Source organism: Pseudomonas fluorescens group sp. PF-69 (assembly GCF_054481235.1).
Genome location: NZ_JBTMNC010000001.1, coordinates 2,657,531 through 2,669,497, shown reverse-complemented (window position 1 = coordinate 2,669,497; position 11,967 = coordinate 2,657,531). Strand labels below are relative to the sequence as shown.

The following is an 11,967-nucleotide window of genomic DNA, read 5'->3' as shown; positions in this document are numbered from 1 at the left end:
CACTCCCATGCAATTGATCTGGCTGCGCAGTGACTTGCGCGTGAACGACAACACCGCCCTCTCGGCCGCCGCTGCGGTTGGCCCCTGCGTGGCGGTGTATCTGCCGAGCCCGGAGCAATGGCTGGAACACGATGACGCGCCGTGCAAAGTCGACTTCTGGTTACGTAACCTGAAGACGTTGAGCCAGGCGTTGGGCGAACTGAACATTCCACTGCTGATCCGCAACGCCCCGCGCTGGGACGATGCACCCCAGGTGCTACTGGACCTGTGCCGGCAGTTGAACGTCGACGCCGTGCACTTCAACGAAGAGTACGGCCTGCATGAAACCCGCCGCGATGCCGCAGTCGCCGATCGGCTCAAGGCCCAAGGCATCGACGCCCGCAGTTACCTGGATCAACTGCTGTTCAAGCCCGGTAGCGTGCTGACCAAGACCGGGAGCTACTTCCAGGTCTTCAGCCAATTCCGCAAGGTGTGCTACGAACGCCTGCATCGATCATTGCCCCGCCTGGTCAGCGCGCCAATGGCCCAAGCGCCGCTGAACATCATCAGCGACGCGATCCCTGCACAGATCCAGGGTTTCGATACACCCGGCGAACGCCTGCGCGCACTCTGGCCGGCCGGCGAAGTCGAAGCCCGCCGCCGCCTCGACACCTTCGCCGACGCCCAGATCGACTACTACCAGAGCGAGCGTGATTTCCCGGCAAAACCCGGCACCAGCCAACTCTCGGCGTACCTCGCCGCCGGGGTGATTTCGCCTCGCCAGTGCCTGCACGCGGCACTGCAAAGCAATCAGGGCGAATTCGAAAGCGGCAAGGTCGGCGCTGTCACCTGGATCAATGAGCTGCTGTGGCGCGAGTTTTATAAACATATTCTGGTGGGCTACCCACGGGTCTCCCGTCATCGCGCCTTCCGCCCGGAAACCGAAGCCCTGGCCTGGCGCGACGCCCCAGAAGAACTGGCGGCCTGGCAAGAAGCGCGTACCGGCGTGCCAATCATCGACGCGGCCATGCGCCAATTGCTGGAAACCGGCTGGATGCACAACCGCTTGCGCATGGTGGTGGCGATGTTCCTGACCAAGAACCTGTTGATCGACTGGCGCGAGGGCGAACGTTTTTTCATGCGTCACCTGATCGATGGTGACCTGGCCGCCAACAACGGCGGCTGGCAATGGAGCTCATCGACCGGCACTGACTCGGCACCCTACTTCCGGATTTTCAACCCGCTGAGCCAGTCGGAAAAATTCGACGCCGAAGGCGTGTTCATCAAGCACTGGTTGCCGGAACTGGCCGGGCTGAACAAAAAGGAAGTGCACAACCCGGCGAAACTCGGCGCTTTGTTCGGCGTGGCGGATTATCCGCCCCCGATCGTCGACCTGAACGCGTCCCGTGCTCGCGCCCTGGCGGCATTCAAGAACCTGCCGTCGCGCCAGAACGCCGGAGGTCACGATGAGTAGCTTCCTGCGCCAGTTCGCCCAGCGGTTTGCGCAATTGGATAAAGACAATCTGCAACGCCTCGGCGAGTTGTACACCGACGACGTTCGCTTCACCGATCCGCTGCACGAAGTGCAGGGTCTCGGGCAACTGCGCGGCTACTTCGCCGAGCTTTACGCCAACGTCAGCGAGCTGCGCTTCGACTTTCATGGTTTCGACCAGATCGCTGAAGGCGAAGGCTATTTGCGCTGGATCATGAGTTATCGCCATCCGCGCCTGGCGGGTGGCCGGCTGATCCGGGTCGACGGTTGTTCGCACCTGCGCTGGCGCGACAAGGTTTATTGCCACCGGGATTACTTCGATGCCGGGGCACTGCTTTATGAACATCTACCGGTATTGGGCCGGGCGATAGCCTGGCTGAAAAGGAGAATGGGATGAGCATTACACCTCCACGAAGATACTGGCTGACCGGCGCCAGCAGCGGTATTGGCGCCGCGTTGGCCGAAGAAATCCTCAAGACCGGCGCCCACCTGGCGGTCAGCTCACGCTCGATGGCCCCGTTGAAAGTCTTGTCCCAACGTTATCCAGGACAAGTGCTGGTGGTGGCAGGAGACCTGACCAACAGCCAGACCGTGCGTGAAATCGGCGAACAGATTGCCGAGGACTGGGGCTCGCTGGATACGGTGATCCTCAACGCCGGCACCTGCGAGTACGTGGATGCCCGGCAGTTCGATGCCTCGATCATCGAACATGTGGTGCGCACCAACCTGCTTGCCAGCAGCTATTGCATCGAAGCCGCGCTGCCACTGTTGCGGGCAGGCACTGCACCGCACCTGGTGGGCGTGGCCAGTTCCGTGACCTACCTGCCGTTGCCCAGGGCCGAAGCCTACGGCGCCTCAAAGGCCGGGATGCGTTATTTGTTCGAATCGCTGCGTATCGATCTGGCACCGGAAGGCATCGAAGTCACCGTGGTCAGCCCCGGATTCGTCGACACCCCCCTGACCGCAAAAAACGATTTCCCCATGCCCCTCAGCTGGCCGGCGGATAAAGCCGCGCGGCACATCTTCGCCAAACTCAAGGATCGACCGCTGGAAATCGCGTTTCCAGGGTTGTTCATGGCCGTCCTCTGGCCCTTGTCGAAGTTGCCCGGCCGGATGAAGTTGGCGATCGGCAAACGCATGGTTCGCAGCAATCCACCGATCAAGGACGAGCCGTGAACATTGCCATTATCGGCAGCGGTATCTCGGGGCTGACCTGTGCGTATCTACTCAATCGCCGTCACGAGATCACCCTGTTCGAGGCCAGCGACTGGATCGGCGGCCACACCCACACGGTGGACGTGACCGTCGATGGTCACCGCTATGCCGTGGACACCGGTTTCATCGTGTTCAATGACTGGACCTATCCGAATTTCATTCGTCTGCTGGGCCAGATCGGCGTGGGCTTCAAGCCCACCGAAATGAGCTTCTCGGTCACCGACCCCGACAGCGGCCTGGAATACAACGGCAACAACCTCAACAGCCTGTTCGCCCAGCGCCGCAACCTGCTATCGCCGGGGTTCTGGGGCATGCTGCGGGATATCCTGCGCTTCAACAAACAAGCCCTGCGTGACCTGGAAGAACAGCGGATCAAGCCCGACACCACGCTGGACGACTACTTGAAAGCCGGCGGCTACGGCGAGCGTTTCATCCTGCACTACATCGTGCCGATGGGCTCGGCGATCTGGTCGATGCCCATGGCTGACATGCTGGCCTTCCCGCTGCACTCGTTCGTCAGGTTTTTCAAGAATCACGGCTTGTTGTCCGTGAGCAATCGCCCGCAATGGCAGGTCATCGAAGGCGGTTCAAGCGCTTACATCGCGCCGTTGACCGCCAGCTTCCGCGAGAAAATCCGCCTCAACTGCCCAGTGACACGGGTCGAACGCGATGCAGAGGGTGTCGTTATCCACAGTCACGCCGGGAGCGAGCGCTTTGACAAGGTGGTGTTCGCCTGCCACAGCGATCAGGCCCTGCAACTGTTGGCAGCGCCCAGCGAAGCCGAACAATCGATCCTCGGCGCTCTGCCCTACGCCGACAATGAGGTGGTGTTGCACACCGACACGCGCCTGCTTCCACAGCGAAAACTCGCCTGGGCCAGCTGGAACTTTCGTCTCGGCGGCGCTGGCCATACACGTGCCGCCGTCACCTACGACATGAACATCCTGCAAGGCATCCAGAGCGACACGACGTTCTGCGTCAGCCTCAACCAGAGCGCCGCCATCAACCCGTTCAAAGTGCTCGCCAAATACACCTACGCCCACCCGCAATACAGCCTGGCGGCGGTGGCGGCCCAGTCGCGCCGGGGAGAACTGGACGGGCAGCAGCACACCTGGTACTGCGGCGCGTACTGGGCCAACGGTTTCCATGAAGACGGCGTGGTCAGCGCCCTGCATGTGGCCCGCGCCTTTGGAGAAACCCTGTGAACAGCGCCCTTTACAGCGGCTGGATCGCCCATCGGCGCTTTGCCCCCCGGCACCACGCCTTCCGCTATCGGATCGGCCTGCTGTACCTGGACCTCGATGAACAGGACGCGGTGCTCGGCCTGTCACGACTGGCGGGGGCCAGCCGCTTTGCGCCGTTTTCATTTCGTGAACGCGATTACCTCAAGGCGTACACCGGCAACGGCATGCGCCTGATCGACGCCGTGCGCCAACTGGTCAGCGAAGCCATCGGCCATGTGCCGCAAGGCTCGATCTGCCTGCTAACCCAACCGCGCAGTTGGGGCTTGTCGTTCAATCCGGTGAGTTTTTTCTATTGCCATGAAGCCGATGGGCAACTGGCGGCAATCGTCTGCGAAGTCAGCAACACGCCGTGGCGCGAGCGTTATCACTACGTGTTGCCTGCCAGGGCACCGCAGGACCTGTCGGATTTCCATCAACACTTTGCCGTGCCCAAGGCTTTTCACGTGTCGCCATTCCTGCCGCGCGATATCCAGTACCGCATGAGCTTCAGCCCGGTGGCCAAACGAATTGGCGTGCACTTGGCCGACTGGCAGGGCGAAGAAAAACTGTTCGACGCCACGCTCACGCTCGAACGCGAACCCCTCGATCGCGCCAGCCTGCACCGTTACTTGCGGCGCTTTCCATGGATGACCGCGAAAACGGCCCTGGCCATCTATTGGCAAGCCCTGCGCCTGTTGCTCAAGCGCGTGCCGTTGTTTACCCACCAGACGGCCGACGGCCACGTTCAGATCGCCACCACCCTGCCCAAGGATCGCCACCATGAAAGCCTCTAGCGTCTCGGCCAAAGCCAACTTGTTCAACACCCAGGGCCTGACCGGATCGCTGCTGCGTCGCGGCGTGCTTCGGCAATTGACGCAACTCAAACACGGACAACTGGTGCTGATCGAAGACGGCGTACGCCATGTGTTCGGCAGTGCCAGCCATGAATTGCTGGGGGAGATCCATATCCTCGATGCCGCAGCCTGGGGACTGGTGGCGAGCAACGGTTCGATTGGCGCGGGCGAAGCGTTCATCCAGGGCTACTGGAGTTCGCCGGACCTGACCTCGGTGGTCCGGGTGTTCGTCAGTAACCTTGAAGTACTCGATGGCCTCGAAGGCGGCCTGGCGAAACTCGGTCGGCCACTGATCCAGGCCCTGCACTGGCTCAATCGCAATACCCGCAAGGGCTCGCAGAAAAACATCGCCGCCCACTACGACCTGGGTAATGACCTGTTTGAGCAGTTTCTCGACCCGACGATGATGTATTCGGCGGCGCAGTTTTTGACCGATGAGGACAGCCTTGAACAGGCGCAGTTGAACAAACTGCAGCGGATTTGCCAGAAGCTGGCCCTCAAGCCAACGGATCACTTGCTGGAGATCGGCACCGGCTGGGGCAGCATGGCGCTGTACGCGGCCCAACATTACGGCTGCAAAGTCACCACCACCACACTGTCCAAAGAGCAATATGCCTTCACCGCACAACGCATCGATGCCCTCGGACTGCAAGACCAGGTCACGTTGCTGCTCAAGGACTACCGCGACCTCACCGGCCAATACGACAAACTGGTGTCGATCGAGATGATCGAGGCCGTCGGCCATCGCTTCCTGCCGACCTACTTCAAGCAGTGCGCTCACCTGCTCAAGAGCAACGGTCTGATGCTGTTGCAAGCCATCACCATCCGCGAGCAGCGCTATGAACAGGCCAAGAACAGCGTCGATTTCATTCAACGCTACATCTTCCCCGGCGGCGCCTTGCCCTGTGTGCAGAAGATGCTGGAGATCGTGAGTCGCGACACCGACATGAACCTGCTGCACATGGAGGACTTCGGACTGCACTACGCCCGGACCCTGCGCTTGTGGCGTGAGAATTTTCGCCGCGCCCAGGGTCGCTTGAGTGAGCTGGGTTACGACGACTATTTCCTGCGACTGTGGGAGTTTTACCTGTGCTACTGCGAAGGCGGCTTTATGGAGCGCACCATCGGCACCGCGCAACTGCTGCTGGCCAAGCCTTCGGCAATCACGGCGCCGCTGTTGGGTCGCTTCGACGCTTGATGACTGAGCGTCCCGTCTGAGTGTTCACACAGCAGCGGGTGACTGCCTTACACTGCGCGCCATGAAAACCATACCTCACACGCAAATCGCCGAACCGGCCGTCACGTGCTCGACCTGCGCAGCCTGCTGTTGCCAGCTCGAAGTCATGCTGATCACCGACACAGGCGTGCCCGAGCGGTTTATCGATACCGATGACTGGGGTGGGGAAGTCATGCTGCGCCTGGACGACGGCTGGTGCGCCGCGCTGGATCGCAACACGATGATGTGCACCATCTACGAAAAGCGCCCGCTGATTTGCCGGGAATTCGAGATGGGCGCGCCGGAATGCATCGATGAGCGCCAGGGCATTTCCACGGCGTATCGCTGAATGTGCCACCCCCTGTGGGAGCTAGCTGGCTCCCAAAGGGGGCCACCGCAAATTGTCCAGGCCGTGATCGTTACAATGGCATCGTATAGTGCAACGCGTAACTCTCTGCGCCGTCGTTAGGGGTGGTCATGCCCGCATTGGAATAGTGCGTAGCCCGAACTCCAACTTCATGTCCGCCGGCAAAACGCAGACCGAAACCGAAGCGATCTTCGAACTGGAAGACACTGCCCAAGTGATTGTCTTCGACCTGGGTATTGGTGAAAAACGCCACGCCTACCCCCAGTTCCACGTAAGGTTTGACGCTCTGGCCGGCAAACTCGTAAACGAACACTGGCGAGAACGAAAGACTATTGTTGCTGGCACTCTTGTTGCCTTCCCAATAGGTGTAGGCGCCGCTCCAGTAACCTGTCAGGCGGCCAACATCGCTCTGCCACCAACTCTTGTCCCAATCGAACTGCATCCCCAATCGATAAGTCATGGTCGAGTCGCTGGTCTGGCCGATCCCGAATTCCACACCTGCCGCTTGTGCGGTGAAACTGTGCCCCATCAGTGCGGCCGCAATCGCGGCCAAGCAGAATAGTCGCTTCATTAGAAACTTCCTTTTCCGAACGATTACGTTTGGTTTTTTTGTTGCTCGACACTCACAGCTATAGAAGTCGGCGATTTATCAGAAGTTCACCCCAATTATTCGCTTGCCCCACAACCTTCTTACTCGTTGAAGCTTTGCACAACGCCAACGGTATTCCACAGTATCGGCAAAATATTTGCGAAGTGCAGGGGATCGGCACTGGTCCAGAATTGCGCCTCACGAGCAGGGCCTTGAGCGAGCAAATTGCGCTCGGCCAGCAGACGCTGAAGTTGGCGCGCAACAGCGGCGCCGGTGTCGATCAAGCTGATGTCATCGGGGATCATCTGCTTGAGCATCGGCTTGAGGAAAGGGTAATGGGTGCAGCCCAGGATGATGGTGTCGGCACCTTCGGCAAGCAGGGGCTCGACGTAACCGGCCAACAACTGACGCAGTGCGGGACTGTGCAGATCACCCTTTTCAATCAGCTCCACCAGCCCGGGGCAAGGCTGGGTGATCACGCGCACATCCGTGGCGAAACGATCGAGCAATGCCGCGAACTTGGCACTCTGCAATGTACCGGTCGTGGCCAGCACGCCGACCACGCCACTGCGGGTCGCGGCAGCCGCCGGCTTGACCGCCGGCTCCATGCCGACGATAGGCCATTGCGGATAATCGCGTCGCAGGTCGGCAACGCCCGCGACGGTGGCAGTGTTGCAGGCCAGTACCAGGGCCTTGGCGCCCTGCCGTTGAAAGAAACCGGCCATGACGCTGCAACGCTGCCGGATGAATTCCGGGGTTTTCTCGCCGTAGGGAATATTGCCGCAATCGGCGACGTACAGCAGTGACTCGTTGGGCAACAAACGCTGGATCTCGGCCAGCACCGACAGCCCACCGACGCCGGAGTCGAACACGCCAATCGGCGCTTCACGCATGCTTTGGCCCACAAACGCTGCAACCCGGGTCCCGCTTGACTCGCAATTCACGAAAGCGTGAGCCCAAGGCATCGATCAACAACAGGCGTCCCACCAGTGGCTCGCCGAAACCTGCCAGCAGCTTCAGCGCTTCAAGGGCTTGCAGGCTGCCGACCAGGCCCACCAGCGGACCGACCACCCCGGCCTCGCTGCAGGTCAATTCCGCCTCGCTGCCGTGTCCGTATAAGCAGTGGTAGCACGGACTCTCCGCACGACGCGGGTCGAACACCGACAACTGCCCTTCAAGGCGAATCGCCGCGCCACTGACCAGCGGTTTTGCGGCGGCCACGCAAGCGGCATTGACCGCTTCACGGGTGGAGAAATTGTCCGAACAGTCGAGGACCAGGTCCACACCTGCCACGGCAGCCGCCAGGGAATCTTCATCCAGCGCCGTGCGGTGGGCGATCAGTTGAACCTCGGGATTGATTGCCGTCAGGCGCTTGATCGCCGAATCGACCTTGCTCATGCCAACACTGTCGGTGTCATGAATGATCTGGCGTTGCAGGTTGGTCAGGTCGACTGTATCGAAGTCCGCCAGATGCAACTCGCCGACACCCGCCGCGGCCAGATACAACGCCACCGGCGCACCCAGCCCACCGAGGCCGACAATCAGCACGCGGCTTTCTTTCAAGCGCAACTGGCCGTCGATATCGATGTGGTGCAACAGAATTTGCCGGCTGTAGCGCAGCAATTCCTGATCATTCAGCATGGCAGGCGCCCCAGACTGATGCGTTGATGACCGCCCAGATCGGTGCGGCTGTGGACGTCTTCAAAGCCACGGGTCAGCAGCAGATCACGCACCGCCTCGGCCTGGTCGTAACCGTGTTCAAGCATCAGCCAGCCACCGGCCTCCAGATGCTCCGGCGCCTGGGCGACGATCAAGCGCAGATCGTCGAGCCCGTCGACACCGGCCACCAGGGCACTGGCCGGCTCGAAGCGCACATCGCCTTCCACCAGGTGCGGATCGGCTGCCGCGATGTAGGGCGGATTGCTGATGATCAACTGAAAACGCTGACCTTCCAGAGCGCTGAACCAATGACTGCTCAACACTGTGGCGTTGTTCAGGTTCAGACGCTGACGATTGCGTTCGGCCAGGGCCACCGCTTCAAGCACACGATCGACGGCGGTGACCTTCCACGCCGGACGCTCACTGGCCAGGGCCAGGGCGATGGCACCGCTGCCGGTGCCAAGGTCGAGGACTTTGCACGGTGTGGCCGGCAACAGTTCGAGCGCGGCCTCCACCAACAACTCGGTGTCCGGACGCGGGATCAGCGTGTGCGGCGCCACTTCCAGGTCGAGCTTCCAGAAACCCTGCTGACCCAGAATGTAGGCCACCGGCTCACCGCTGCGGCGGCGCTGCAGGTATTCGGCGAACGTCAGCGCCGCTTCGCTCGGAACGATACGTTCCGGCCAGGTGTGCAGAAAACTGCGGGACTTGCCCAACGCCGCCGCCAGCAACAATTCGGCATCCAGACGCGCCGTGGGCGAGTCGGGCAGATCGGCGGCGCGTAACAAACTGGCGATGATCGTCATTTACTCACCTATCGCCGCCAGTTGATCGGCCTGATATTCGGCCAGCAACGGCTCGATCACCGCATCGACGCCGCCGGCGAGGATTTCGTCGAGGGAATACAGCGTCAGGTTGACCCGGTGGTCGGTGACCCGGCCCTGGGCGAAGTTGTAGGTGCGGATGCGTTCGGAGCGATCACCCGAGCCCACCAGCAATTTACGTTCGCTGGCAATGGCATTGGCGGCGGCACTGGTCTGCTGATCGTTGAGTTTGGCCGACAGCCAGGACATCGCCCGCGCACGGTTCTTGTGCTGGGAACGTTCTTCCTGGCACTCGACCACGATGCCCGACGGCAAGTGGGTGATGCGGATCGCCGAGTCGGTCTTGTTGACGTGCTGACCGCCGGCACCGGAGGAACGATAGGTGTCGATCCGCAGGTCCGCCGGGTTGATCTCGATCGCTTCCTGCTCATCCGGCTCGGGCAATACCGCCACTGTGCAGGCCGAGGTATGGATGCGCCCTTGGGATTCGGTGGCCGGAACCCGCTGCACGCGGTGCGCACCGGACTCGAATTTCAGCTTGCCGTAGACGTTGTCGCCTTCCACGCGGGCAATGACTTCTTTATAGCCGCCGTGCTCACCCTCGTTCTCGGAGAGGATTTCCACCCGCCAGCCGCGACGCTCGGCGTAACGCGAATACATGCGGAACAGGTCGCCGGAGAAAATCGCCGCCTCGTCACCGCCCGTACCCGCGCGGATTTCCAGAAACACGTTACGCCCGTCATTCGGGTCCTTGGGCAGCAGCATGCGTTGCAGGCTGGCTTCCAGTTCGACCAGGCGCTCCTTGGCTTCGCGGACTTCTTCCACGGCCATCTCGCGCATGTCCGGGTCGCTGTCCTTGAGCAATGCCTGGGCGCCTTCCAGGTCGCCCTGCACTTTGAGCAACTGTTTATAGGTCTCGACGATCGGCTCGACTTCCGCGTATTCCTTGGAATAGGTGCGGAATTTGTTCTGATCGGAAATGACCTCGCCATCGCCAAGCAAGGCGGTCAATTCCTCGAAACGGTCCTGGAGGATGTCCAGCTTATTGAGCAGTGACGCTTTCATTGCGGTTTCTTATCCGAAAAGCTTTCCGATGAGCCCTCACCGAGGGCAAAGAGTTCCTGGGCCATCGCCAGCGCATCGAGGCGACCTTCGGCAGAGAGCTTTTTCAACTGCACGCTCGGTGCGTGCATGAGTTTGTTGGTCAGGCCACGGGCCAGTTGCAGCAGCACATCTTCGGCACTGGCGCCGTTGGCCAGCAGGCGCTGGGCCTTTTGCAATTCTTCGTCGCGCAAGCGTTCGCTTTGTTGACGATAGGCCTTGAGCACGTCCACCGCCGCCAATTCGCGCAGGCGGACCATGAAATCTTCGGCACCGACCGACACCATCTCTTCAGCCGCTTGCGCAGCGCCTTGCCGGCTCTTGAGGTTCTCGGCGACCACCTCATGGAGATCGTCGACGCTATACAGGTAAACGTCGTCCAGCTCGCCGACTTCTGGCTCGATATCCCGCGGAACGGCAATATCCACCATGAAAATGGGTTTGTGCTTGCGCAGTTTCAGTGCGCTTTCCACGGCGCCCTTGCCGAGGATCGGCAATTGGCTGGCGGTGGAACTGATGACGATGTCGCTGCGCACCAGTTCCGCAGGAATGTCCGACAGCAGCACCGCATGGGCACCGAACTGCTCGGCCAGCAGGCTCGCCCGCTCCAGCGTGCGATTGGCGACCACGATTCGCTTTACGCCGAGGTCATGCAGATGGCGGGCGACCAGGGTGATGGTCTCGCCGGCGCCAATCAGCAAGGCCTGACTGCGTTGCAAGTCGCTGAAAATCTGTTTCGCCAGGCTGACTGCGGCGAACGCCACGGACACCGGGTTTTCACCAATGGCGGTGTCGGTGCGCACCTGCTTGGCGGCATTGAACGTGGCCTGGAACAGGCGTCCGAGCAACGGGCCGATGGTGCCGGCCTCCCGAGCCACGGCGTAGGCCGATTTCATCTGGCCAAGAATCTGCGGTTCGCCCAACACCAGCGAATCGAGCCCCGAGGCCACCCGCATCATGTGACGAACTGCCGCATCATCTTCGTGCACATAGGCGCTCGCGCGCAGTTCGTCGAGGCTCAAATGATGGTATTCGGCCAGCCAGCGCAGGACGATATCCGCCGACAGGTGATCCTGTTCTATATAGAGCTCACTGCGATTGCAGGTGGAGAGGATCGCAGCTTCGCGGCTGTCGGTGAGTCGGCAGAGCTGCTGCAAGGCCTCCACCAGCTGCTCAGGGGTAAAGGCCACGCGCTCGCGGACGTCTACTGAAGCAGTCTTATGGTTAATACCGAGTGCAAGGAAGGCCATTCAAAGTCGCTGATGGTGACGTGAAGCCGGCAATTGTCCTACTTCGACGGAATCAGAACAACTATTCGATATCTATCGCCATGGCAGGCGTCCACCACAACCGCGAATAGTTCTCGATTACGGTCGCTCACACGCGAAAATGCCAGGCCGGTTATGTTTGGCCCAAGGCTTGTGTCATGATGATCCGACCGCAGGTTA

The 11,967-nt window shown here is 60.9% G+C and carries 13 protein-coding genes; 7 read left to right on the top strand and 6 right to left on the bottom strand.

What is annotated here, in order from left to right; translation table 11 throughout:
* The first annotated feature begins 7 nt into the window (after positions 1 to 7).
* From phrB to ACX3YF_RS12325, 7 genes are all read left to right on the top strand, one after another.
* On the top strand, positions 8 to 1,453 hold the full coding sequence (phrB, locus tag ACX3YF_RS12355; protein ID WP_130208297.1) for a deoxyribodipyrimidine photo-lyase: 1,446 nt from the start codon (positions 8 to 10) through the stop codon (positions 1,451 to 1,453).
* Positions 1,446 to 1,868, top strand: a complete 423-nt coding sequence (locus ACX3YF_RS12350) for a nuclear transport factor 2 family protein (protein WP_130208299.1) — start codon at positions 1,446 to 1,448, stop codon at positions 1,866 to 1,868. The genes phrB and ACX3YF_RS12350 overlap by 8 nt, the downstream gene beginning before the upstream one ends.
* Entirely contained in the window at positions 1,865 to 2,647 is a 783-nt protein-coding gene (locus ACX3YF_RS12345; RefSeq protein ID WP_130208301.1) for an SDR family NAD(P)-dependent oxidoreductase, read from the top strand. Before ACX3YF_RS12350 ends, ACX3YF_RS12345 begins: the two co-directional genes overlap by 4 nt.
* A complete protein-coding gene (locus ACX3YF_RS12340) occupies positions 2,644 to 3,891 on the top strand; it encodes an NAD(P)/FAD-dependent oxidoreductase (protein ID WP_448647427.1) in 1,248 nt (415 codons plus the stop codon). The genes ACX3YF_RS12345 and ACX3YF_RS12340 overlap by 4 nt, the downstream gene beginning before the upstream one ends.
* A complete protein-coding gene (locus tag ACX3YF_RS12335) occupies positions 3,888 to 4,703 on the top strand; it encodes a DUF1365 domain-containing protein (RefSeq protein ID WP_130208305.1) in 816 nt (271 codons plus the stop codon). The genes ACX3YF_RS12340 and ACX3YF_RS12335 overlap by 4 nt, the downstream gene beginning before the upstream one ends.
* Entirely contained in the window at positions 4,690 to 5,961 is a 1,272-nt protein-coding gene (locus ACX3YF_RS12330; protein ID WP_130208307.1) for an SAM-dependent methyltransferase, read from the top strand. Before ACX3YF_RS12335 ends, ACX3YF_RS12330 begins: the two co-directional genes overlap by 14 nt.
* Positions 5,962 to 6,022: 61 nt before the next feature.
* Positions 6,023 to 6,328 carry a YkgJ family cysteine cluster protein gene (locus tag ACX3YF_RS12325; protein WP_007981864.1) on the top strand — a complete coding sequence of 102 codons (306 nt, stop codon included), beginning with the start codon at positions 6,023 to 6,025 and terminating at the stop codon, positions 6,326 to 6,328.
* A 70-nt stretch (positions 6,329 to 6,398) separates the two neighbouring features.
* Here ACX3YF_RS12325 and ACX3YF_RS12320 read toward each other — a convergent pair whose 3' ends face one another.
* The 6 genes from ACX3YF_RS12320 to hemA all read right to left on the bottom strand — a co-directional run bounded on the left by ACX3YF_RS12320 (position 6,399) and on the right by hemA (position 11,769).
* Positions 6,399 to 6,917 (bottom strand): acyloxyacyl hydrolase, encoded by a 519-nt coding sequence (locus ACX3YF_RS12320; protein WP_130208309.1) that lies wholly within the window; start codon positions 6,915 to 6,917, stop codon positions 6,399 to 6,401.
* A gap of 119 nt (positions 6,918 to 7,036) precedes the next feature.
* Complete coding sequence (gene murI / locus ACX3YF_RS12315; protein WP_130208311.1) at positions 7,037 to 7,828, bottom strand: glutamate racemase; 792 nt, start codon at positions 7,826 to 7,828, stop codon at positions 7,037 to 7,039.
* Positions 7,821 to 8,576 (bottom strand): molybdopterin-synthase adenylyltransferase MoeB, encoded by a 756-nt coding sequence (locus tag ACX3YF_RS12310; RefSeq protein ID WP_130208313.1) that lies wholly within the window; start codon positions 8,574 to 8,576, stop codon positions 7,821 to 7,823. The genes murI and ACX3YF_RS12310 overlap by 8 nt, the downstream gene beginning before the upstream one ends.
* Complete coding sequence (gene prmC / locus ACX3YF_RS12305) at positions 8,570 to 9,400, bottom strand: peptide chain release factor N(5)-glutamine methyltransferase (protein WP_130208315.1); 831 nt, start codon at positions 9,398 to 9,400, stop codon at positions 8,570 to 8,572. The genes ACX3YF_RS12310 and prmC overlap by 7 nt, the downstream gene beginning before the upstream one ends.
* A complete protein-coding gene (gene prfA, locus ACX3YF_RS12300; RefSeq protein WP_047533169.1) occupies positions 9,401 to 10,483 on the bottom strand; it encodes a peptide chain release factor 1 in 1,083 nt (360 codons plus the stop codon). It abuts the gene before it with no gap.
* Positions 10,480 to 11,769 (bottom strand): glutamyl-tRNA reductase, encoded by a 1,290-nt coding sequence (gene hemA, locus ACX3YF_RS12295; RefSeq protein WP_130208317.1) that lies wholly within the window; start codon positions 11,767 to 11,769, stop codon positions 10,480 to 10,482. The genes prfA and hemA overlap by 4 nt, the downstream gene beginning before the upstream one ends.
* Between the last annotated feature and the right edge of the window lie 198 nt (positions 11,770 to 11,967).